Origin of the sequence: Rhizobium sp. N621 (assembly GCF_001664325.1) — a bacterium.
GTDB lineage: Bacteria > Pseudomonadota > Alphaproteobacteria > Rhizobiales > Rhizobiaceae > Rhizobium > Rhizobium esperanzae.
On record NZ_CP013495.1, the window covers coordinates 3,606,559 to 3,630,000 of the forward strand.

20 protein-coding genes, 1 tRNA gene and 2 rRNA genes (1 of these 23 only partly in view) are annotated in these 23,442 nt (G+C 60.2%); 16 read left to right on the forward strand and 7 right to left on the reverse strand.

All coding sequences use genetic code 11. The features are described 5' to 3' along the window. Window positions 1-238: 238 nt before the first annotated feature. Window positions 239-814, reverse strand: a complete 576-nt coding sequence (locus AMK00_RS17440) for a cytochrome c (RefSeq protein WP_082240331.1) — start codon at window positions 812-814, stop codon at window positions 239-241. A gap of 536 nt (window positions 815-1,350) precedes the next feature. On the opposite strand from AMK00_RS17440, the gene AMK00_RS17445 reads away from it, so the two are divergent. The 16 genes from AMK00_RS17445 to nuoG all read left to right on the forward strand — a co-directional run bounded on the left by AMK00_RS17445 (window position 1,351) and on the right by nuoG (window position 18,236). After that, entirely contained in the window at window positions 1,351-2,817 is a 1,467-nt protein-coding gene (locus AMK00_RS17445) for a multicopper oxidase family protein (RefSeq protein ID WP_064811213.1), read from the forward strand. Window positions 2,818-3,071: 254 nt separating this feature from the next. Further along, window positions 3,072-3,566, forward strand: coding sequence for a DUF305 domain-containing protein (locus AMK00_RS17450; RefSeq protein WP_064804649.1), 495 nt, complete (start codon window positions 3,072-3,074; stop codon window positions 3,564-3,566). A gap of 287 nt (window positions 3,567-3,853) precedes the next feature. Further along, a complete protein-coding gene (locus AMK00_RS17455; protein ID WP_064804651.1) occupies window positions 3,854-4,354 on the forward strand; it encodes an NADH-quinone oxidoreductase subunit J in 501 nt (166 codons plus the stop codon). Then, window positions 4,354-4,656: an NADH-quinone oxidoreductase subunit NuoK gene (gene nuoK / locus AMK00_RS17460; protein ID WP_064811214.1), complete on the forward strand. Its 303-nt coding sequence runs from the start codon at window positions 4,354-4,356 to the stop codon at window positions 4,654-4,656. Before AMK00_RS17455 ends, nuoK begins: the two co-directional genes overlap by 1 nt. 5 nt (window positions 4,657-4,661) lie before the next feature. After that, the gene (locus tag AMK00_RS17465; RefSeq protein ID WP_064811215.1) at window positions 4,662-6,125 is read left to right on the forward strand and encodes a monovalent cation/H+ antiporter subunit D family protein; all 1,464 of its coding nucleotides are present in this window, start codon (window positions 4,662-4,664) and stop codon (window positions 6,123-6,125) included. After that, complete coding sequence (locus tag AMK00_RS17470) at window positions 6,122-6,376, forward strand: hypothetical protein (RefSeq protein WP_064811216.1); 255 nt, start codon at window positions 6,122-6,124, stop codon at window positions 6,374-6,376. Before AMK00_RS17465 ends, AMK00_RS17470 begins: the two co-directional genes overlap by 4 nt. Continuing rightward, entirely contained in the window at window positions 6,369-8,144 is a 1,776-nt protein-coding gene (locus AMK00_RS17475; RefSeq protein ID WP_064811217.1) for a Na(+)/H(+) antiporter subunit D, read from the forward strand. The genes AMK00_RS17470 and AMK00_RS17475 overlap by 8 nt, the downstream gene beginning before the upstream one ends. An 8-nt stretch (window positions 8,145-8,152) precedes the next feature. Beyond that, on the forward strand, window positions 8,153-9,628 hold the full coding sequence (locus AMK00_RS17480) for an NADH-quinone oxidoreductase subunit M (protein ID WP_064811218.1): 1,476 nt from the start codon (window positions 8,153-8,155) through the stop codon (window positions 9,626-9,628). Next, window positions 9,625-11,064, forward strand: coding sequence for an NADH-quinone oxidoreductase subunit N (locus AMK00_RS17485; RefSeq protein WP_064811219.1), 1,440 nt, complete (start codon window positions 9,625-9,627; stop codon window positions 11,062-11,064). Before AMK00_RS17480 ends, AMK00_RS17485 begins: the two co-directional genes overlap by 4 nt. Window positions 11,065-11,193: 129 nt before the next feature. Next, window positions 11,194-11,559, forward strand: coding sequence for an NADH-quinone oxidoreductase subunit A (locus AMK00_RS17490; protein ID WP_064811220.1), 366 nt, complete (start codon window positions 11,194-11,196; stop codon window positions 11,557-11,559). Further along, window positions 11,547-12,050 carry a NuoB/complex I 20 kDa subunit family protein gene (locus tag AMK00_RS17495; protein ID WP_003582024.1) on the forward strand — a complete coding sequence of 168 codons (504 nt, stop codon included), beginning with the start codon at window positions 11,547-11,549 and terminating at the stop codon, window positions 12,048-12,050. Before AMK00_RS17490 ends, AMK00_RS17495 begins: the two co-directional genes overlap by 13 nt. Then, window positions 12,047-12,583 carry an NADH-quinone oxidoreductase subunit C gene (locus AMK00_RS17500; protein ID WP_064811221.1) on the forward strand — a complete coding sequence of 179 codons (537 nt, stop codon included), beginning with the start codon at window positions 12,047-12,049 and terminating at the stop codon, window positions 12,581-12,583. The genes AMK00_RS17495 and AMK00_RS17500 overlap by 4 nt, the downstream gene beginning before the upstream one ends. A gap of 29 nt (window positions 12,584-12,612) precedes the next feature. Continuing rightward, entirely contained in the window at window positions 12,613-13,827 is a 1,215-nt protein-coding gene (nuoD, locus tag AMK00_RS17505) for an NADH dehydrogenase (quinone) subunit D (RefSeq protein ID WP_064811222.1), read from the forward strand. Between the two features lie 16 nt (window positions 13,828-13,843). Then, on the forward strand, window positions 13,844-14,353 hold the full coding sequence (gene nuoE, locus AMK00_RS17510) for an NADH-quinone oxidoreductase subunit NuoE (protein WP_064811223.1): 510 nt from the start codon (window positions 13,844-13,846) through the stop codon (window positions 14,351-14,353). Between the two features lie 4 nt (window positions 14,354-14,357). After that, entirely contained in the window at window positions 14,358-15,623 is a 1,266-nt protein-coding gene (gene nuoF, locus AMK00_RS17515) for an NADH-quinone oxidoreductase subunit NuoF (protein ID WP_064811224.1), read from the forward strand. 33 nt (window positions 15,624-15,656) lie between these two features. Then, window positions 15,657-18,236, forward strand: a complete 2,580-nt coding sequence (nuoG, locus tag AMK00_RS17520) for an NADH-quinone oxidoreductase subunit NuoG (protein WP_064804672.1) — start codon at window positions 15,657-15,659, stop codon at window positions 18,234-18,236. Between the two features lie 70 nt (window positions 18,237-18,306). On the opposite strand, the gene AMK00_RS17525 is transcribed toward nuoG, so the two are convergent. The 6 genes from AMK00_RS17525 to AMK00_RS17550 form a co-directional block, all read right to left on the reverse strand. Next, complete coding sequence (locus tag AMK00_RS17525) at window positions 18,307-18,747, reverse strand: CBS domain-containing protein (RefSeq protein ID WP_064804674.1); 441 nt, start codon at window positions 18,745-18,747, stop codon at window positions 18,307-18,309. A 45-nt stretch (window positions 18,748-18,792) separates the two neighbouring features. Beyond that, a complete protein-coding gene (locus AMK00_RS17530) occupies window positions 18,793-19,359 on the reverse strand; it encodes an NADH-quinone oxidoreductase subunit I (RefSeq protein WP_064811225.1) in 567 nt (188 codons plus the stop codon). 10 nt (window positions 19,360-19,369) lie between these two features. Continuing rightward, the gene (gene nuoH, locus AMK00_RS17535) at window positions 19,370-20,371 is read right to left on the reverse strand and encodes an NADH-quinone oxidoreductase subunit NuoH (RefSeq protein ID WP_064811226.1); all 1,002 of its coding nucleotides are present in this window, start codon (window positions 20,369-20,371) and stop codon (window positions 19,370-19,372) included. A gap of 213 nt (window positions 20,372-20,584) precedes the next feature. Further along, a tRNA-Met gene (locus AMK00_RS17540) sits at window positions 20,585-20,661 on the reverse strand. Between the two features lie 105 nt (window positions 20,662-20,766). Beyond that, window positions 20,767-20,881: ribosomal RNA gene (gene rrf, locus AMK00_RS17545) — 5S ribosomal RNA — on the reverse strand. Window positions 20,882-21,095: 214 nt separating this feature from the next. Beyond that, window positions 21,096-23,442, reverse strand: a 23S ribosomal RNA gene (locus AMK00_RS17550); it runs 532 nt beyond the window's last position.

Sequence of the window (23,442 nt, forward strand, 5' to 3'; positions counted from 1 at the left end):
ACACGAAGCCACATGGCACCGCTTGATCGTGTCGTGAGTGATCGGCTACCTCAAGCATGCGGCTGATCCGCTTGCGAGCACCGTCCTTTAAGATCGTCCGCAAGAGCTATTGCCAGCGCAAAAGATTGACTGGCGGTGGATGATGGCATCACGGCCGTGCACTGGCCATGTCTGATCCTCTTACTGGGCAAGGCTTCGAGTAACCCAAACTACCCTCGCAGGGGGATCGGCAGCCCAGTCATTTTGCCCGAAACCGCGAGTGACACGACGCGCAGGTCTGCAGCATCAGGTGAAACGCATGTTCTGCCGACATGGCAGACATCGAAGCCTCGCTCCTGATGCGCGTACCAAGCGGCCCTCCGCCCATCGGCTCGCGCTCCTTCATACGCATATCATCTGACATTCTGTCCGGATGCCGATCCGCGGTCGAAGACAAGGCATCCGCATAGGTCTTGAGGTCCCGCGCCAGTTCGGAGAACCGATTCCGTTCGGTGGCGATCACCTCGTTTGCCTTTGAACCCTCTGCGGCGGTCACCGTTGCAAAGTGATCTGTAAGACGCCGATCGGCTCGATCACTGATGGCTTCGCTCGCCTCCTTGAACTTGGTGGAGGAGTAGGTTTCGGGAGCTTTGAACATGTCCGAAATCGTCTTTGCGGCGGCGGCGATCTCCTTCATATCGTTCTGACGATCAGCCACGACCGGCACGGTCTCCGCAAATGCGAGGGAGTTCGCCAGCACGCATGCGAACACCAGAATGGCACTTGACCTTCCCGTTGGTGGAAGGGGCAGTCTTCGTGGAAAATGGTTGATCATCCGGGATGTCGTAGTTGCGCTTCTTCTGATCCCTGCTTGATGAGGATCAAAGCGGGCGTGTGGAGGTTCCCTAAGCTATCCATGAGGCAGAAATAGGCTGAGCAATATGGACTTGCGGAAGCATAACACGCTGATTTTGAGGATGTGCATAGCGCTGCTTGCCGTCGCTATTCTCTTCAGCGCACCTGCTTCCCATGCCACTCTTCAACCCTGCTCGACGGAACACAGAGTGTCCATTGATCACCCTCACCAAGACGATCATCACTCAAAGCCAAAAATGGCACTCGGTGACCAGGCGTGCTGCAGCAGCATTTGCGCTGTCTGCATATTGATTCTTCCGTCACCGACGACCGCGTCGTCAAATATGGCGATTTTGTTGACCCGTATTTCCTATCTGCAGGAGCATCTTACCGGAAGAGCCCCTTCTCCTGGCTTCAAGCCTCCCCGATCTGCTGCCTGACGAAGCGTCCGCCTGTCAGCGGGCCAGTTCCATCATCAGCACTGTCGGGATGCCGACATAAATCGAGAGGCATATCATGTATCGCCGTCAATTCCTGAAGACGCTCGCCGTGAGTGCGGCAGTCGTCTCGCCTGTCCTCAATTCCATCCGCGCCCATGCAAACCCTGTTCCCGCCGATCTGGTCATCGGAAAGAGAACCCTGGACGTCAATGGCAAGGCCGCCACCATCTTCGGACTGGCCAACCGCAGCGGCAAGCCCGGCCTCGTGCTGGACGCAGGCACGGACCTCGACATCCGCCTCCTCAACGAGACATCCGAAGACACCCTCATCCACTGGCATGGCCTGACGCCGCCGTGGAACATGGACGGCGTACCGGACAATCCGGCCGCCTTGCTTGCCGCTGGGGAAAACCGGGACTACCGATTTCCTGTCGGCCCTGGCGGGACCCATTGGATGCACGCCCACACCCTGCAGGAGCAGAACCTGCTCGCCGCGCCGCTGATCGTCCGCACGGCGGAAGACCGCGCCCGTGACGAACAGGACGTCGTGATCCTGCTGCACGACTTCTCTTTCAAGTCCCCGGAGGAGTTGCTGGAAAGGCTGAAGCGTAGCGGCGCCAGACATGGCGGCATGCAGTCGCGCCATCAAGGGATGATGCAGACGATGATGAACATGCAGGGACATCAGATGCCGATGACCGGCATGTCGACGATGAGCATGCCGATGGCGGGAACGTCGGCGATGGACCTCAACGATATCGAATACGACGCCTTTCTCGCGAATGACCGCACCCTTGACGATCCCGAGATCGTCAGGATCGAAAAAAGCGGCCGCGTGCGTCTGCGGATCATCAACGGAGCGACCGCAACGGCCTTCACCATCGATACCGGCAGCATCGTCGGTAATCTCATTGCCGTGGACGGCGTCGATATCGAGCCGGTCCCGGCCAGCCGCTTTCCGATCTCGATGGGTCAGCGCCTCGACATCCGGCTGGAGCTTCCCGCAGCCCCAGGCTCTTACCCTATCCTCGCCCTTCGCGAAGGCGCGAAGGAGCAGACCGGTATCATCCTCGCGACCAGGAATGCAGCCGTTGAAAAGATCGGCACCACCGCCTTGGAGACGGGTCCCGTTCTCGACCTTGGCCTGGAGCGCCAGCTTCGGCCTGCAACACCTCTCGCCGCCCGCTCACCCGATCATCAGTACGCCATCACACTGACGGGAGACATGACCGCGTACACCTGGGGCATCGACCCGTCCGCGCCGTTGAATGTTTCCAAAGAAAAGCGAGTCCGTCTCACCATGCGGAATATGTCGATGATGGCGCACCCGATGCATCTGCATGGGCACCATTTCCAGGTCGTCGGCGTCAATGGCCAGGGGGTCAGCGGAGCCGTCCGTGATACTGTCCTGCTAACGCCGATGGCCGAGGTCGTGGTGGAGTTCGATACCGTCAATCCCGGCCGTTGGCCGCTCCACTGCCACCACCTGTACCACATGGCGGCGGGGATGATGACGTACATCGCTTACGACGGCGCGATCTGATCAGCAAGCTCGGGCTCCCGCATCCGGCAAGCTCTTGCGACCCGGGAACCAACCCGCCGATGCAAGGTTAAGGCGATATGCCTCCGAGTTGTTGCCTCGGAAACATCCTGGAGCGGTTCAGCTTTTCACGGAAGCGCAGAACCGCTCTAACCTTTTGGATTTACGCGATTCCGGAGGGAAAACGGCTTCGCACTTTTCCTGGAATTGCTCTAACCGCCTTCCGACTCGGTCCGAAGGCCGGAAGGAAGCTAGCGATGCGCAATCACCACAATTCCCGACATGAGGGGATGAGCAGGCATCCCTATTCCATGTTCGCGGTCAACATGATCCTCAGCCTCATCGTCATGTACTTCGTGATGTTCTCGATGATCGATGGCTGGAGCGATTTCCGGAACAATCTCAACATGCTCTACATGGCGCTGACGATGGTGGCCCCGATGGGCATCATCATGCTCGCCACCATGGGCGGCATGTACGGGAACAGGAAGCTGAACGCCGCCATCCATGTCGGCCTGGCGATCCTGTTCGTCGCGGCCTTTGCAGGCACTCGCACACAGGCTCTCATAGGCGACCGCCAATTCATCGCCTCGATGGTGCCTCATCATTCAGGTGCAATCCTCATGTGCCGGGAAGCAGCCCTCAACGATCCCGAACTGGTCGCGCTCTGCGCCAACATCTCGAGCGGCCAGCGTGCGGAGATCGAGCAGATGAACGCGATCCGCACGCGCCTGGATCAGGGCGCGCGGTAAGCGCTTGCGGATGTCAAGAAGGCAATCGAGACAGCCGCTCCAGCCTCGTCGACCAGGCTAAAACCATTTGCCTATGGATAAAATCGGTACGACCCTATCGAAAGCGCGCGCTTGGCAAGCGACCTTCGCCACATCCGGACCGGCTCGATCTTGCTCCGTCGATGACAATAATCTTGTGAAAAATCCGATACTAGGGCACAATTTGCGAAGGCATCTGAAGTTGCGGCGCAGTCTCGAATCCGGCCGTCTCGCGCCGAGTGGCAGTTCGCGTCGGAGGGTCGGCGTCGATGGATCAGGGGTTCTTTCTTCTGTTCGCTGCGGTATCCGTGATCACGGCCCTGACGGTGGTCCTGGCGCGCAACCCGGTTCACAGCGCATTGGCGCTGATGGCGTGTTTCCTGCAGGTCTCGGCAATCTTCGTCTTGCTCGAGGCACCGTTGCTCGCGGTCATCCAGATCTTCGTCTATATCGGCGCGATCATGGTCCTGTTCCTGTTCGTGATCATGATGATCGATGTGCGCGAAGCGGTGTTGCAGCGGTTCTTGCCGGGCGGCAACCTCCCGGCTCTGGTACTGCTCGTCCTGCTCGGAGTCGAGATGCTCGTGCTGGTGCTCTGGAGCGACCGCTTTTCGGTCGTGGAGCCCGTCGCGATGCGCGGCGGCGACGACGTCAGGCAGCTTGGCACAGCACTTTTCGCCGACTATCTCCTGCCGTTTGAAACCGCCTCCGTAATCCTGCTGGCGGCCTTGGTCGGCGCCATCATGCTGGCGCGGAAGGAGCAGGGGTGATGGTTCCGCTCTGGTGGTATATTGTGCTCGGAGTGGTCCTGTTCGTGATCGGAGCGGCGGGCGTGCTGCTCAGGCGCAATATTCTCGTCGTACTGATGTCGCTGGAGCTGCTGCTCAACTCGGTGAACATCAATTTCATCGCTTTCGGGCGTTACCACGCCGATTTCCGCGGGCAGATCTTCGCGATCTTTGTCATCGCAATCACCGCGGCGGAAGTTGCCGTCGCCCTGGGCATCCTGGTTGCCCTCGTGAGGAACAAATCCACCCTCAAGATCGACGACGTGACGGTGATGAAAGGATAGCGGCTTTGGACCCGGTTGTATCGATCCGGCCGTTGCTTGCCATCACCGTCGCCGGTCTGGCGGCCCTTGCAGTTCTCCTTTTGAACAACCGCGAAAGACTTCGCGATCTGGTCTCGCCGTTGGCCGCGGTCGCCATGTTCGCGATTGTCGTGTCGATGGCGCCCACGGTGCTGGCGGGTGGGACGGTCGAATTGCGCCTGTTCGAGATTCTGCCGGGGATCGACTTTGCTTTCCGGGTCGATGCACTCGGCATGGTGTTTGCCACCGTCTCTTCGCTGCTGTGGATCGTGGCGGCGATCTATTCCATCGGCTACATGCGGCATTTGAACGAACATGCGCAGACCCGATTCTTCGCCTGCTTCGCCAGCAGTCTTGCGGCCGCCGCCGGGGGCGCCTTCGCCGCCAATCTGTTTACGCTGGTGATCTTCTACGAGGTGCTCAGCCTCGTTACCTATCCGCTCGTCTACCACCACGAGGACGAGGAGGGATGGAGGGGCGGCCGCAAGTACCTCGTCTATCTGATGGGCGCCTCGAAAAGCGCGCTGCTCGCCGCACTGGCGCTGACCTACCATATTGCGGGGTCGCTCGACTTTGTCGCGGGGGGGCTGCTGGCCAGGAGTGATGTCTCGGCGGCGCTGCTGACGGTCGTCTATTTCTGCTATCTTTTCGGCTTCGCCAAGGCCGCTGTGATGCCGATGCACGCCTGGCTGCCCGCCGCGATGGTCGCGCCGACACCGGTCAGCGCGCTTTTGCATGCAGTCGCAGTGGTCAAGATGGGCGTGTTCTGCGTGCTACGGGTGGTGTTCCATGTCTTCGGCACCGGACTGGTGGGCGGGCTGGGCCTCGGCATCGCCACGGCCTATCTGGCTTCGTTCACGATCCTGATGGCGTCGGTTTACGCCCTGACGCGGGACGACCTGAAGGCCAGGCTTGCTTATTCGACGGTTAGCCAGCTCTCCTACATCGTGCTGGGCGCGGTTTTGTTGTCGCCGGTCGCGATGGTCGGCGGGATCATCCACATCGCGGCGCACGCATTCTCCAAGATCACGCTCTTTTTCTGCGCCGGGTCGATCTATTGCGCGTCCGGCAAGCGTAACATCAGCGACATGGCCGGTATCGGCCGCAGGCTGCCCTGGACGATGGGGGCATTTTTCGTCGCCTCGCTCAGCATGATTGGCGTGCCGCCAACCGCGGGTTTCGTCAGCAAGTGGTATCTGGCTAAGGGCGCCTTGGCGGCGGGAGAGACCGCGTTCCTGGTCGTGCTCCTGGTGAGCTCGATCCTGAACGCCGCCTATTTCCTGCCGGTCAGCTACGCCGCCTTCTTCCAGGCGGAGAAGCAGGAGAGCCGCACGACGCTCCGTGAAATTCCGTTGGTGACGATACCGCTGGTCGCGACGGCAATCCTGTCGGTGCTGATGGGCATTTTCCCGGGCTATTTTCTCACCCTGGCAGATGGAGTGATCCGATGATCAAGCGTGTCGTCGACTTCTTTGGTGCCGAGCAATATGCGAGCCCGCGCCGCCGACTGTTCTACCTCGTGCTCGTCCTGATCGTCATCGCCGACTTTCTGGTCTCCCGTGAACATGCCGAATATCTGTGGGACAGCCTGCCGGGCTGGTCCGCCGTCTACGGCTTCGTCTCCTGCGTCCTGCTTATCTTCGTTTCCAAGTTTCTCGGCCATCGGGTCGGGCTGATGCAGCGCGAGGACTATTATGACTGACTTCATCCATCCGGCTCTGCTCTTTATTCTTGGCGCCCTGCCGATCCCTTTCCTCGGCGGGTGGGTCCGCAAGGCTTATCTGCTTCTGATCCCTGCGCTGGCAGTCCTTGCCGTGCTTACGATGGAGCCGGGCAGCTATGGCGAAGCGCGGTTCATCGGACAGGAGATCCTGATCGCGAAAGTGGACAAGCTCAGCATCGTCTTCGCCACCGTTTTCACCATCATGGCGTTGATCGGCATGGTCTACGCGCTGCACCTGACGGATGCCGGCCAGCACGTGGCGGCATTCGTTTATGTCGGCAGCGCACTTGGCGTGGTGTTTGCCGGTGACTACCTGACCCTCTACCTGTTCTGGGAGGGCATGGCATTCGCCTCCGCCTATCTGGTCTTCGCGCAGCGTGGTGGGCCGGCGATCCGGGCCGGCTTCCGTTACCTGATGGTCCATATCACCGGCGGCGTCGTCCTGCTCGGCGGCATCATTTCCCACGGGCTCGCCACCGGTTCACTGCTTTTCGGCCCGATCGCGGGGGGCCTCACCAATGGAGGAATGGGGGTCGGCGACTACCTGATCCTCGCCGGCTTCATTCTCAACGCGGCCGTGCCGCCGCTCAATGCCTGGCTGACCGATGCCTATCCGGAGGCGACCGTCACCGGGGCGGTGTTCATGAGCGCGTTTACCACCAAGACCGCCGTCTATGTGCTGGCGCGGGCGTTTCCGGGGACCGAGCTTCTTGTCTGGCTCGGCACCATCATGGCGCTCTACGGCGTCATCTACGCAGTGCTGGAGAACGATTGCCGGCGGCTTCTCGCCTATCACATCGTCAGCCAGGTGGGCTATATGATCGCAGGTATCGGCATCGGAACCGAGATGGCGGTGAACGGAGCCGCCAGCCACGCCTTCGCGCATATCCTCTACAAGGCGCTGCTGTTCATGGGTGCCGGTGCAGTCATCTACGTCACCGGCCGACGCAAGCTCACCGAACTCGGCGGGCTTTACAAAACCATGCCGCTGACCGTGGCGCTTTACATGGTCGGCGCCTTCGCGATCTCGGCCTTCCCGTTCTTCTCGGGGTTCGTCACCAAATCGATGGTGATAGCGGCTGCAGGAGCGGATCACCGCGCACTGGTGGTGCTGGCGCTGACCATGGCATCGTCCGGGACGTTCCTGCACACCGGCCTCAAGCTTCCCTATTACATGTTCTTCGGGACGGACCGGAAACTGGAGGCGCGGGAGCCGCCGCGCAACATGCTGATTGCCATGGGCATGGCGGCGGTGCTCTGCATTGCGATCGGGGTGTTCCCCCAGCCGCTTTATGCGCTTCTGCCCTATCCGGTGGATTTCGAACCTTATACGGGCATGCATGTCATGGAGAGCCTCGGGCTGCTGATGTTCACCGCCCTGGGGTTCGTTCTGTTCCTCTGGGCGCTCGATCCCGAGAACACGATCAGCCTCGACACCGACTGGTTTTACCGCAAGGGTGCGCGGGCCTTCATGTGGCTCGCCGAAAGGCCGCTGGCGCGCTATGAGCAGGCGGTGAGCAATGTCTCCGAGACCGCGGCGCTGCCCTTGCTGCGCGGCGCGGCGCGGACAGGACTCCGGCTCGATCTTGCCGGCGTGGATGCCGTCGTGAATGGCATTGCCCACTCGATCCTGCACGGCGGCGGACGGCTCAGGCGGCTCCAGACGGGTGTCGTGACCCATTACGTGCTGGCGATGATCGTCGGTCTTATCGCAGCCACCGCCGTCTTCGTCGTGGCGTGGCGGTAGGGGGTGCCATGGGCTTCCCGCTGCTCAGCCTCATCATATTCACACCCGGTGTCGGGGCCGCGGTTCTGATGTTCCTGCGCGGTGACGATGCGGTGCGGTGGACTGCGCTCTCTTTCACCGTCCTCGACCTTGCTCTCTGCATCGCCATGCTGGTCGGCTTCGACACCACGACCCATGCCATGCAGTTCATCGAAACGCGCTCCTGGGTGCCCGCGCTCGGGATCAATTATGCGCTTGGCATCGACGGAATCAGCGCGCTCTTCGTGTTCCTGACCGCATTGTTGGGGTCGATCTGCGTGCTCGCCTCCTGGGTCGCGATTGACCGCAAGGTAAAGGAATTCATGATCTGCCTGCTCTTCATGCAGGCGCTGATGCTCGGGGTCTTCTGCGCACTCGATCTGTTCCTCTTCTACGTCTTTTGGGAGGCGATGCTGATCCCGATGTACCTCATCATCGGCGTCTGGGGCGGCGAGGGTCGGGTCTATGCGGCGATCAAGTTCTTCCTCTACACGCTGGCGGGCAGCCTCCTGTTCCTGATCGGTGTCATCGTGCTCTATTTCTACGGTGGCAGGACCTTCGATATCCTCGCCTTGACGGAGCAGGACTTGCCGTTCCGGATCCAGTCCTGGCTGTTCTTCGCCTTCCTGATCGCTTTTGCGGTCAAGGTGCCAATGGTGCCGGTCCATACCTGGCTGCCGGACGCCCATGTGCAGGCGCCGACGGCGGGCAGCATTATTCTCGCCGGCGTGCTCCTGAAGATGGGCGCCTACGGATTCCTGCGATTCTCGCTGCCGATGCTGCCGGAGGCATCGATGTATTATTCGCCGCTGATGCTGGCGCTTTCGGGGCTTGCGATCGTCTATGGCGGGTTGCTCGCGCTGGCACAGGACGATCTGAAGAAGCTGGTGGCCTATTCCAGCATCAGCCATATGGGCTTCGTGACGCTGGGGATTTTTGCGCTGAACCTCCGCGGGCTCGAGGGCGGTATCCTGCAGATGTTCAATCATGGCGTGACCACAGGCGCCCTATTCCTGTTCGTCGGGCTGATTTACGAGCGCACCCATTCCCGCAGCATCGCCGACTATGGCGGGTTGATGAAGGTGGCGCCGGTCTACACCACGTTTCTGGCACTGTTTACCCTGTCGTCGATGGCGCTGCCGGGAACGAATTCGTTCGTGGGCGAGTTGCTGGTGCTGTCAGGCGGGTTTGCGGCCAACCTGGTCGCCGGTTCGGCCGCCGTTTTGGGCGCATTGCTGGCGGCTGCCTATCTGCTCGGCATGTATGGGAAAGTCGCGCTCGGCCCGGCCAGCGTCAGCGCCCGGTTGAAGATACGCGACGTGAACGGCCGTGAAATGGCTGCGATCCTGCCGCTGGCCGTCTTCGTGCTCTGGGTCGGGCTCTATCCGAAACCCTTCCTCAACGTCGTCGATGCCTCGGTGAAGCATCTGGTGACACACGTGCACAGTAGGGGGAGCGGCCAATGACCACCGCCGCGCTTTTCCAGTCGGCCCTGGCGAGCCTGCCCGAGATCGTGGTGATCACCGGCGCCTGCATCCTGCTGATCCTGGGACAGTTTGTGCGAAGGGGACAGGAACATTTCCTTGTCTGGGCGTCGGTCGCGGTCGTGTTGATTGCCGCCTTGGCGACACTCATGCTGGCGAGCGAAGTACGGCCGGCCTACACGGGCATGTTCGTCGCCGACCGCTTCGCAGTCTTCTTCAAGTTCGTTTTCTACCTAGCCACCGTACTGACATTCCTCCTTTCGCGAAAATATGCCGATATCGAAGGGATCGCGAGCAGCGAATACTATGTCCTGCTGCTCTTTGCGCTTTCGGGTATGATGATCATGGCCTCGGCGACCGATCTCCTGTCGATCTATGTGGGCCTCGAACTGATGGTGATTTGCACCTATGTGCTGACCGGCTTCCTGCGGCGTGAGCGGCGGTCGAACGAAGCAGCGCTGAAATACGTAATCCTTGGCGCGGTCTCGACCGGGATTTTCCTTTACGGCGTTTCGCTGGTCTACGGGCTCACCGGCACAACGCAATTGGACGGGATGGCTGCGGCCGTGACCGCCGATCCGCTCGATCCAGGATTGTTGCTGGCGGTGGTCTTCATCGTCGCGGGGCTGGTCTTCAAAGTCGGCGCGGTTCCCTTCCACATGTGGCTGCCGGACGTCTATGAAGGCGCGCCGACGACGATCACCGCCTTCATGTCCGTAGGCCCCAAGGCGGCGGGGTTCGCGGTTATTCTTCGGGTGTTCCTCAACCCTCTGGTCGCAGCCTCGGACGTCTGGATCATCGTTGCCGTCATTGCGGTGGTGACGATGGCGCTCGGCAGCTTCGTGGCGCTGGTGCAGGATAATTTCAAGCGTCTCCTGGCCTATTCCAGCATCGCCCATGCCGGCTTCGCCATTTTCGGCGTGGCCGCTGGCGGCGCCGATGGGATCGCCAGCGTGATGCTCTATCTGCTGATCTACGCCTTCATGAATCTCGGCATTTTCGGCGCCGTCATCATGATGCGGAACGGCGATTTCTCGGGCGAGGTCATCGAAGACTATGCGGGTTTCGCCAAGTCACATCCGGGGCTGGCGCTTCTGATGCTGCTCTATCTCTTCTCATTGGCCGGCATTCCGCCGACCGCCGGGTTCTTCGCCAAATTTTACGTGCTGGTCGCCCTCGTCGAGCATGGTTTCGTCATGCTGGCGGTCATCGCAGTGCTGTTCAGCGCCGTCGCCGCCTATTTCTATATCCGCATCGTCATGGTGATCTATATGCACGAGCCGAAGAGGGCGTTCGCCCCGGCGCTGACGCCTCTGGTGGGCGCGACACTCACCGTCACCGCTGCCGGCACCATCGGCATCGGCCTATTTCCGTCGTGGTTTCTGAAGCTTGCCCAACATTCGGTCTTTGGCGGGTGAGCGATTGGATTTGCAATGATCACACCGACGGAATAGACTTGAAGGAGAAGGAAGGATTGCCCAAGTCGCACCGCGGCGTGGCCTATTTACCCGTTCGGGATGAGGTCGGTGGGCAACCGGTGCAGTGATATGACTGCAATGGAATTCTTGCCGGTTCTTTTCATGATCGCCGGAGTCGTTCTGGTGGCGGGGGTGACGTTGTTCGTTTCCTCGCTGCTGCGCCCATCCAATCCCTATCCCGCCAAGAACACGCCTTATGAATGCGGCATGGACGCAGCGGGCGAGGCGGCGGCGGGCCGCTTCAGGGTACCGTTCTTTATCCTCGCGATCCTGCTGGTCGTTTTCGATGTCGAAGCGATGTTCCTCTTTCCCTGGGCCGTCGTCCTGAAAGAGATCGGGCTGGTCGGCTATATCGAGATGATCGTCTTCATATTGCTGCTTCTCGTGGGCTTCGCCTACGCCTGGCTGAAAGGAGCGCTGGAATGGGAGGCGTAAACAATGCGATCCGCGACAGCGTGCTGTTCACCACGGCCGACAGCATCATCAGTTGGAGCCGGAGATCGGCGCTATGGCCGGAGACCTTCGGCATTGCCTGCTGCGCCATCGAAATGATCTCGGCCGGTTGTGCCCGCTACGATCTCGACCGGTTCGGCGTGGTGTTCCGCCCTTCGCCGAGACAATCCGACGTCATGATCATCGCCGGCACCGTGACCCGGAAATTCGCGCCGGTCGTGCGGCGACTCTATGACCAGATGCCGGAACCGCGCTGGGTGATCGCCATGGGCACCTGCGCTATTTCGGGCGGGGTCTACAATACCTATGCCGTGGTGCAGGGATCGGAAACCTTCGTGCCCGTCGATGTGCATGTGCCTGGCTGTCCCCCCCGGCCCGAGGCGCTGATGCACGGCTTTCTTCTACTTCAAGAAAAGATCAAGAGGTCGCGGGCGCTCGCCGGCACACCTCTGGATCGGGTTATAGCGTCATGAGTGTGGAGTCGTCCCTCAATCGCGCTCTGATCATGGAGCGCTTCGGAGAAACAATCGAGGACCTCGGCACTGCGCACGGTATCGACGCCTTTGCCGTTCCGCCCGAGAGGATCGTCGAGTTCTGCCGGCTTCTGAAAGAGCATCCGGCGTTGCGGTTCAATTTCCTCTCGGACATTTGCGGCGTCGATCATTATCCCGAAACGCCGCGGTTCGAGGCGGTCTACCATCTCTATTCGCTGCCCAACAGGTGGCGGGTCCGCATCAAGTGCCGCCTTGGCGATCCTCCTGAAGTGCCTTCGGTCACGGGAGTCTGGCGTACCGCCAACTGGCATGAGCGTGAGGCCTGGGACATGTATGGTATCCGGTTCGAGGGACATCCCGATCTGCGCCGGATCTACATGTGGGAAGGCTTCGAGGGCTTCCCACAGCGCAAGGATTTCCCCCTCAGGGGCTATAAGGACAAGTTGAACCCTTTCGGTGCCGAGGGTCCGCCGCCAACGCAGCCCGACCTTGCCACCAGGGACATTCCGTAAGGGAGGCCGTCCTACGCCGGAACGTTGAGATGACTGAAGTCACCGAGCTCAGCAGGCCTGAGGGTGAAGCGCTCAATACCAGAGAAGTGCTTCTCAACCTCGGTCCGCAGCACCCCAGCACCCATGGGGTTCTTCGGCTCGTCCTCGAACTGGACGGCGAGTTCGTCGAGCGCGTCGATCCGCACATCGGCTATCTCCATCGCGGCACCGAAAAACTGGCGGAGAGCTTCACCTATACCCAGATTTTCCCGCTGACGGATCGGCTCGACTATCTCTGTCCGCCCTCGAACAACCTCGCCTTCGCGCTGGCGGTGGAGAAACTCCTCGGTATAGAAGCACCGATCCGGGCGCAATATATCCGCGTGATGATGGCCGAGCTGGCACGGATATCAGGTCACCTCCTGATCACCGGCGCTTTGCCGATGGATCTCGGCGCCATGACCGCGCTGCTTTACGTCATGCGCGAGCGCGAAATGATCATGGACCTCCTGGAAATGATCACTGGTGCACGCATGCACACCTCGTTCTGCCGGGTCGGCGGCGTGCGCGAGGATCTGCCCGACGGATTCTTCCCCAAGCTCCGCGAGTTTTGCGACATCTTCCCGAACCGGATCCGCGACTATGAGCGACTGCTCGAAGATAACCGGGTGTTTCTCAATCGCACAAAGGGGATCGGCGTGATCTCCGCAGAGGATGGCGTCGATCTCGGCCTCAGCGGCCCGAACCTGCGTGCTTCCGGTGTCGACTGGGACATCCGGCGCGATGAACCCTACGAGATCTATGACCGGCTCACGTTCAACGTCATCACCCGTGACGAGGGCGATTGCTATGCACGCTGGCGATGCCGCGTCGATGAGATGCGCGAAAGCATAGGGATCATCGAACAATGCATCGACCAGATGCCTGAGGGGCCGTTCCAGATCGATATGCCGACAATCGCCTTCCCGCTGGACAAGGATCGGGTGCACTGCTCGATGGAGGCGCTGATCCAGCATTTCGACCTGTCGGCCTACGGCTTCAAGGTGCCGAAGGGCGAGGTCTATTCGGCGATCGAGGCGCCAAAGGGCGAGCTTGGCTTTTACATCATCAGTGACGGCTCGCCAAAACCGTTCCGCATGAAAGTGCGGGCACCCTCGTTCGTCAATCTTCAGGCCCTCTTCGGGGTCACCAACGCCTGCTATCTGGCGGACATGATCGCCGTGCTCGGCAGCCTCGACCCTGTGATGGCGGAGGTGGACAAGTAGCAAGGATTTGAATGCGATGACCATGCGCGAAAAGATCGAAGAGGCGGCGGCGCGGTATCCCGACCAGCGCTCTGCGATCATGCCCGCGCTCCTGATCGCGCAGGAAGAACATGGCCATCTGCCTGGGCCAGTGTTGGAAGAGGTCGCCGACATTCTCGGAGTCGAGCGGATCTGGGTCTACGAGTTGGCGACCTTCTACACCCTCTTCCATACCGAACCGGTGGGGATGTTCCACCTGCAGCTCTGCAACAATGTTTCCTGCATGCTGTGCGGATCGGAGGACCTGCTAGACCATCTGGAAACAACGCTGGGGATCAGGAAAGGCGGCACCACCCCGGACGGGCTGTTCACGCTTTCGACCGTCGAATGCCTCGGCGCCTGCGAGATGGCTCCGGTGATGCAAGTCGGCGACGATTACCACGCCCACCTTGACGTGACGCGGATAAACGCACTGTTGGACAGCCTGCGGGCGATAGCGGGAGCCGCGAGCGTCGAGCACATCTCTGCGCGGCTGCCGGGGGAGTAGCGCCATGTCCGAGCCGGTTCTTCTCAAAAATGTCGATGTGGCGGATGGTCATTTGGTGTCGACCTACGAGGCTGGAGGCGGCTATCAGGCGTTGGCGAAGGCGCTGCGCGAATACACGCCTGACGAGGTTATCGACCTCGTCAAACGGTCCAACCTGCGCGGTCGCGGCGGTGCCGGATTCCCAACGGGCATGAAATGGGGTTTCGTGCCGAAGCGCACGGGCAAGCCGACATATCTGTGCTGCAACGCCGATGAGGGCGAACCGGGCACGTTCAAGGACCGGATCATCATGGAGCGTGACCCGCATCAACTGATCGAGGGGCTGGCGGTAAGTGCCTACGCGATTGGGGCCGAAACCGCCTATGTCTACATTCGCGGAGAATATGTGACGGCGATCCGTCGTCTGGAGCAAGCGATCGCAGAGGCCCGCGCAAAGGGCTATCTCGGAAAGCGCGTTCTGGGCTCGGATTTCAATTTCGCGATACACATCCACTGCGGCGCCGGCGCCTATATCTGCGGCGAGGAGACTGCGATGCTCGAGTCGCTCGAGGGCAAGCGGGCGCAGCCGCGATTGAAGCCGCCGTTTCCGGCCGTGGCCGGGCTCTACGCCAGCCCGACTGTGATCAACAACGTCGAGACGCTCGCTTGCGTACCGCACATCATTATGCGGGGGGCGGACTGGTTTCGCGGCATCGGCCCGGAAAAGAGCCCCGGCCCGAAGCTCTACTGCCTCAGCGGACAGGTGCGCAAACCCGGCCTTTACGAGTTGCCGATGGGCATACCATTGCGCGAACTGGTCGAGGAACATGCCGGCGGGGCCTTGCCGGGACGCAAGATCAAGGCAGTGATCCCGGGCGGGGTCTCAGCGCCGGTCATCCCGGAGCATGGGCTGGAGGTGAGGATGGATTTTGACTCGCTGGCTGCCGCCGGCTCGATGCTCGGTTCGGCTGGCGTTATCGTGATCGACGATAGCACCTGCATGGTCAAGGTCGCCACCAGGATCGTCGAGTTCTTCCACCATGAGTCCTGCGGCAAGTGCACGCCCTGTCGGGAAGGATTGAACTGGGTTGTGAAGGTCCTGCGCCGGGTTGAAGGCGGGGATGGCGCACCCGGCGATCTGGAGCAGCTGGAGATGCTCTGCAAAGGCATTTTCGGCAATACGTTTTGTGCCTTGGGTGACGGTGCAGCGATGGGATTGCGGGCGGCACTCGCGCATTTCCGAGATGAATTCGTCGCCCATGTCGAGGAGCGGAGGTGCCCGTTTCACTGAAGGAGTGTGCTGGATCAGGCTTGTGAGGAAACCATGCTTAAAGTCACGATCGATGGACAAACGCTGGAAGTTGAAGCTGGCTCGACAGTGTTGCAGGCCGCCCGGCGTTTGAGTATCGATATCCCGACCTTTTGCTATCTGAAGCGTCTGCCGCCGCTGGCCTCCTGCCGTATGTGTCTGGTGGAAATCGAGGGCCTGCGGCGGCTGCAGCCGTCCTGCGCCACTGCGGTCACCGATGGCATGGTCGTGCGGACGAATACGCCTCTGATCGAGGAAACGCGCTCTTCCATGCTCGACATGCTGCTCGCCAACCACCCCCTCGACTGCCCGATCTGCGACAAGGGCGGCGAATGCGAGCTTCAGAACATGGTCATGGCCTATGGGCCCCGCGAAAGCCAGTTCCGCGATGACAAACGTGTGTTCCACTCCGAGGACATTCGCCTGAGCCCGGTCATCATCATGAACGTCAACCGCTGCATCCAGTGCCAGCGCTGCGTCCGGATGTGCGAGGAGGTCGTCGGCGCGGTGGCACTGGGCACCGTTGAAAAAGGCATGGATACCGCCGTCACCGGCTTCGAGGGCAGTCTGGCGAGTTGCGACCAGTGCGGCAATTGCGTCGAGGTCTGCCCGGTCGGCGCGCTGATGAGCTTACCCTACCGCTACAAGGCGCGCCCTTGGGATCTCGTAGAGACCGACACGATCTGCCCGCATTGTGGCACCGGTTGCCAGTTGACAGTGGGCACGCGCAAGGGCGAGTTCATGCGGGTGCGCTCGAAGTGGGACGAAGGTGTCAACCACGAAACTCTCTGCGTGCGAGGACGCTTCGGCCTCGATTTCGTTGCAAGCCGCGACCGGATCAAGCAGCCAATGATCCGTCAGGATGGCGCCCTGATTCCGGTTTCCTGGGACGAAGTGGGGGACTATCTGCGCCGGCGACTGTTGGCTGTCGAGAGCAAGGATGCCGGCGGGCTGGCCTCGCCTCGCCTGCCCAACGAGGTGCTTTACCAGTTCCAGAAGCTGATGCGAACAGTATTCCGGACCAACAACATTGATTGTTCGTCACGCTGGGCCGCGCCCTTCGATACGCTCGGCCCGCTATTGGGAGCTTTCTACAGCCGCACACCGCTGGACGACGTAATCGGCAACGACTGCGTGCTCGTCGTCGGCGGCAACGTGACCGAGGAGAATCCCGTCACCGAATACCTGCTGCGAGACGCCGTGCGGCGGCGGCAGGCCGGATTGCTGATGCTTTCGGCGCGGCCCTCGCGTCTGGATGCCGATGCCAGGGTGGTGGTTCGCGTGCCGCCGGGCGGAGAAGAGGCGAGCCTTGCGGCGGTGGTAACCGCGCTCATGGCGGCGGCCGGTCAGACCTTGCCGGGCGACGCATTTGCGGACATCGGTGCGACGATCGGCAGGCCGGCAGCGGGCACCGGCAGCGACGGGCCGGATCGTCTGGCCACCGCGCTCAAGGACGGCCGTAGCGTCACCGTGCTTGTCAGCGTCGATCTCCTGAGATCACCCGACGCGCGCACGACGCTGCAGCAGATCAATAACCTGCTGCAGGTTCTGCGCCTGCTCGGCAAAGGCCCGGCGATGCAGTTCCTCTTCGACCGTGCCAACCAGATGGGCGCCTGGGACATGGGGGTTCTGCCGGCGGCTCTGCCGGGCCTGCGGGCGGTCGCCGACGATGTGGCGCGCGCAACTCTTGCACGGGACTGGGGCGCCGAAATCCCGTCTGAACCGGGCGCAGGTCTCGATGCCATGCTGGACCTCTGCGTCGGCGGGCGGATGGGTGCGCTCTACATTGCCGGAACCGACCCCTTGATCAGCTATCCCGACCGGGCGTTCGTACAGCGGGCGCTTGGCGCCGCCGATCTCCTGATCGTCCAGGACGCCTTTCTTACGGACACGGCCGGGCTGGCCGAGGTCGTCCTGCCCGCGGCGGGTTACGGCGAAGAATCCGGCACGTTCACCAACAACGAGGCCCGGACCCAGACGATCCGCCAATTCCGCGAACCCGCCTTCGAGGCGCGGAGCAATCTGGCGATCTTCGACTTCGTCGCGGCGCTTTGCAACCAGGCACTGCGGCCGTCGACGCAAGGGCAAATTTTCGACGAGATTGCACGGCTGGTTCCGGCCTATCAGGGATTGAGGCAGGACGGGCTTGGCGCCGGCGGCGCATTCACCAAGGCGGTGCCAACACCACCGACTGGCGTGTTCCTTGCGCCGCCGCCCGTCCCGATAACCGCCGACCGGCTGATGCTGATCACCGGCGACTGCCTGTTCCACAACGGGTATCTTTCCGAACGGTCGGACATGCTGAACACGGTCGCCAATGATCCCTATGTTGCGATGAGCGCGCAGGATACTGCGGAGCTTGGCCTTTCGGATGGCGATCAGGTAATCGTGCGTTCCGGCCATGGCGAACTGACAGCGCAGCTCAAGGTCGACAGGCGGTTTCCCAAGGGCCTCGTCTTCGTTCCGGAAAACTATAGAGCCTTGCGTCTCAACAGCCTGCTGCGGCGGGGCGAATATCCATGCGCGGTGGAAGTCCAGAAGGCGCATGCCACTCCTGAGGTCGACCGCCCAGGCCGGATCTGGCGCGGGGTTTGAAGATTTGGGATCGGGGCACCGTAAGGCTCCGCGGCAAGCTCCCCAGCGTCATCACATCGGCCTGGCGGCGTCAGTGATACCTGGTCCCGCATATGTAATCCTGCAGATCCTGCTCTGTACGTTGCGCTTCGTCGAGCCTGTGCTTAACCACGTCTCCGATGCTGACCACGCCGACAACGTTGCCTCCATCCGTGACCAACACATGGCGCGTACGCCGCTGGGTCATGATCCCCATCGCAACGGGCAACAAATCTTGTGTCGAACACATCGCCACATTGCGGTTCATGATGTCCGCGACCCGCATCGCCGCCGCCTTGGCCCCGTATTCCGCCATCGCATTGCAGCAATCCCGCTCCGACAGTGTACCGAGGTATTTGCTGTTCGAGCGGCTCACGACGACGAAGCCGATATTGTTGTCTCGAAACAACCTCAATACCTCCACCATCGTCTGATCGGGAGCGACTGCGATGACACCGACACCCTTGTTCTTCATAATTTCACCGACAAACATCTGAGCCTCCTATTCGAGCGCTTCGGTTTGATGGCTGGTGCGCGTTCATGTTCGCCGGATATTCCGCCACCAGTTGTAGCCCTGCGTCTCTTTCGTCTGGACAAGTACGTCCTTCTTGGTATTCAGGCGCGCGGCAACCACGCCGCCGCCGGTTGCCGCCTTACTCGGCTTGACGAGCAGATCGTCGCGCCCGATCACCAGGTCAGCGGAGGAAAAACTGGAAAATTCGTATTGTTGCCCAAGCGCGATTGCATCCGCCGGGCAGGCGTCCTCGCACAACCCGCAGAACAGGCAGCGTGCTGTGTCGATTTCAAATTTCGCCGGGTGCCGGTTGCCCTTCTCGTCCTCGTACGGGACGACTTCGATGCAGTCGCAGGGACAGATCCGCGCGCAGAGTTCGCAGGCCACGCACTTGATCTCGCCCTCCTCATCACGCTTCAGGAAGTGATGCCCGCGATAGCGTGAGTAGGGTAGCCATTTTTCCTTGTCCGGATATTGCATGGTTACGGTTCTGGAGAACAGGTAGCCGAAGGTCAGAGCCAAGGCATTCGCCAGATCGGCGAAGAACGCCCAGCCAATCCATGTTCCAACTCTGTCCTGCGCGCGCGACATCGCCGCCTCGCTACGGGGTCGCTACGGCCCCTAAAAGTACACCGGTTATAATTATGTTCGCCATCGACAGAGGAAGCAAGACTTTCCATCCGATCGCCATCAACTGGTCGTAGCGATAGCGGGGGAAAGTGAAGCGGAGCCAGATAAATACATAGATGAAGAACGCGACCTTGAGAGCAAACCACAGGAACGGTGGCAAGGGAATCAGAACTCCGTTCCAACCGCCGAAGAACAGGATCACCACCAGGGTCGACACAAGCAATACGATGGCATATTCGCTGACCATAAAGAAGGCAAAGCGAATACCACTGTATTCCGTATGGAACCCGGCCCCTAAATCGCCTTCCGCTTCCGCCAGGTCGAAGGGGATGCGCTGCGCTTCGGCCAATCCGGCGACGAAGAACACGAAGAACCCGACCGGTTGGTAGACGATGTTCCAGACATTGGCCTGCGCCCGCACGATCTCGAGAAGGCTCATGGATTGCGCCAGCATGACCACGCCGATGACCGCGAACCCCATCGGGATTTCGTAGCTGATCATCTGCGCGCAGGTTCTGAGGCTGCCCAGGACAGCGTATTTGCTGTTGGAGGCCCAGCCGCCGAAGATGACGCCATAAACCTCGATCCCGATCACCGAAAAAACGAAAAGGAGCGCCACATTCATGTTGGAGACGTAGAGCGTGATCCCATGGCCGAGGACCGAGACAGTTTCGCCGAAGGGTATCGCGACGAACACCACAAAAGGCGGGGCGAGCGCCAGGATTGGCGCCAGTTTGAACAGGAACCGGTCGGCCTCGGCCGGGATGTGATCCTCTTTCGTCAGGAGCTTGATTCCGTCCGCCACCGGCTGCAACAGCCCGTGCCATCCCACGCGCATCGGCCCCATCCGCTGCTGCATGTGCCCGGCGACCTTGCGCTCCAGCCAGGTAAGCGGCAAGGGTAGCAACAGCAGGATCGCAATCAGGAAAGCGACCTTCAAGACGACCAGGCCAAGGGCGACGATAAGTTCCATGATCCGGACTACTTATTCATCGGTTGAAGCGCGCGACCGGGCTTTGGCTCCGGCTCTACAATGAGCACTGCGCACACTTGTCAGGCTACATGGTACAACGGCGACGCACCTCATACAATGCCGTCGCCATTATGCCGTCCTGGCTGTGATGCGCTCGGGCTCAGGTCCCCCGAATACGTAAAAAGCCCGCTTTTGGCGGGCTTTTGGGACTTTTGGTTGCGGGGGCAGGATTTGAACCTGCGGCCTTCAGGTTATGAGCCTGACGAGCTACCGGGCTGCTCCACCCCGCGGAAGTATTATAACACGAAAGGCCGCTTATGAGCGGCCCTTTGTTCGGCTTTGGGCCGTTGGATTGTGATTGAGAAGATTTTTATCAACTGAGTTGCGCTTTGCAGACCTGGCAGCGACCTACTCTCCCGCGTCTTAAGACGAAGTACCATGGGCGCAGGGGCGTTTCACGGCCGTGTTCGGAAAGGGAACGGGTGCAGCCACCCCGCCATAACCACCAGGTCGGCAAAGCGCAACTTGTTGTTTGAGAAGCTGGCAGGCGTTAGCCTGTTTTGTTTTGAACACGTCTTTGATCTTTCCGGCTGCGGGTGCTTGTGGCACGCATACAGGCCAGAGGCCGTCGCGCTTTGTGGCGCGGGCCGTCCGCAGCGCCCTTGGCGCGTCAGAACAAGGTCAGGCATCATCAGCCTTTGGCTGATGAGCATGAACAATGAGAACGATCAAGCCGATCGAGCTATTAGTACCGGTAAGCTTCATGCGTTGCCGCACTTCCACACCCGGCCTATCAACGTGGTCGTCTTCCACGGCTCTGATAGGGAACACTCGTTTTCAGGTGGGTTTCCCGCTTAGATGCCTTCAGCGGTTATCCCGTCCATATATAGCTACCCTGCTATGCCCTTGGCAGGACAACAGGTCCACCAGAGATATGTCCATCCCGGTCCTCTCGTACTAGGGACAGATCCTGTCAATATTCCTACACCCACGGCAGATAGGGACCGAACTGTCTCACGACGTTCTGAACCCAGCTCACGTACCGCTTTAATTGGCGAACAGCCAAACCCTTGGGACCTGCTCCAGCCCCAGGATGCGATGAGCCGACATCGAGGTGCCAAACAACCCCGTCGATATGGACTCTTGGGGGTCATCAGCCTGTTATCCCCGGCGTACCTTTTATCCGTTGAGCGATGGCCCTTCCACGCGGGACCACCGGATCACTATGACCGACTTTCGTCTCTGCTCGACTTGTCAGTCTCGCAGTCAGGCGGGCTTATGCCATTGCACTCGACGACCGATTTCCGACCGGTCTGAGCCCACCATCGCGCGCCTCCGTTACTCTTTCGGAGGCGACCGCCCCAGTCAAACTACCCACCATACACTGTCCCGGACCCGGATGACGGGCCGCGGTTAGACATCCATGACGATAAGGGTGGTATTTCAAGGATGGCTCCACGGAAACTGGCGTCCCCGCTTCAAAGCCTACCACCTATCCTACACATGCCGACACGAATGCCAGTGTAAAGCTATAGTAAAGGTGCACGGGGTCTTTCCGTCTGACCGCAGGAACCCCGCATCTTCACGGGGAATTCAATTTCACTGAGTCTATGTTGGAGACAGCGGGGAAGTCGTTACGCCATTCGTGCAGGTCGGAACTTACCCGACAAGGAATTTCGCTACCTTAGGACCGTTATAGTTACGGCCGCCGTTTACTGGGGCTTCGATTCAAAGCTTGCACCTCTCCTCTTAACCTTCCAGCACCGGGCAGGCGTCAGACCCTATACGTCGTCTTGCGACTTCGCAGAGCCCTGTGTTTTTGATAAACAGTCGCTACCCCCTGGTCTGTGCCACCCCACAATAGTTGCCTAAAATGGGGTCACGCTTCTTCCGAAGTTACGCGTGCAATTTGCCGAGTTCCTTCAACATAGTTCTCTCAAGCGCCTTGGTATACTCTACCTGACCACCTGTGTCGGTTTCGGGTACGGTCTATACGGTGGAGCTATTTCCTGGAACCGCTCCGCTGCCCTGATAATCCAATAAACCAGAACAACTTGTGCAATCCGTCACTACCACCAGGCCCACGAATATTAACGTGGTTCCCATCGACTACGCGTGTCCGCCTCGTCTTAGGGGCCGGCTAACCCTGCTCAGATTAACTTTAAGCAGGAACCCTTGGTCTTTCGGCGAGAGGGTCTCTCACCCTCTTTATCGTTACTCATGTCAACATTCGCACTTCCGATACCTCCAGGAGCCCTCACGGGTCTCCCTTCATCAGCTTACGGAACGCTCCGCTACCACTTGCATCACTGCAAATCCTCAGCTTCGGTGCATGGCTTCAGCCCCGTTACATTTTCGGCGCAAAGACCCTTATTTAGACCAGTGAGCTGTTACGCTTTCTTTAAATGATGGCTGCTTCTAAGCCAACATCCTGGTTGTTTTGGGATCCTCACATCCTTTCCCACTTAGCCATGACTTGGGGACCTTAGCTGGAGGTTAGGGTTGTTGCCCTTTTCACGACGGACGTTAGCACCCGCCGTGTGTCTGCCGAGTAGTACTCCCCGGTATTCGGAGTTTGGTTAGGATCAGTAAGACGGTGAGTCCCCATAGCCCATCCAGTGCTCTACCCCCGGGGGTATTCGCTCGACGCTCTACCTAAATAGATTTCGCGGAGAACCAGCTATTTCCGAGTTTGATTGGCCTTTCACCCCTAGCCACAAGTCATCCCAATCTATTGCAACAGATGCGGGTTCGGTCCTCCAGTTGGTGTTACCCAACCTTCAACCTGCTCATGGCTAGATCACTCGGTTTCGGGTCTAATGCAACAAACTATATCGCCCTATTCAGACTCGCTTTCGCTGCGCCTACACCTACCGGCTTAAGCTTGCTTGTTACACTAAGTCGTTGACCCATTATACAAAAGGTACGCCGTCACCCTTGCGGGCTCCGACTGTTTGTAGGCATCCGGTTTCAGGTTCTATTTCACTCCCCTTGTCGGGGTGCTTTTCACCTTTCCCTCACGGTACTTGTTCGCTATCGGTCATGCACGAGTACTTAGGCTTGGAGAGTGG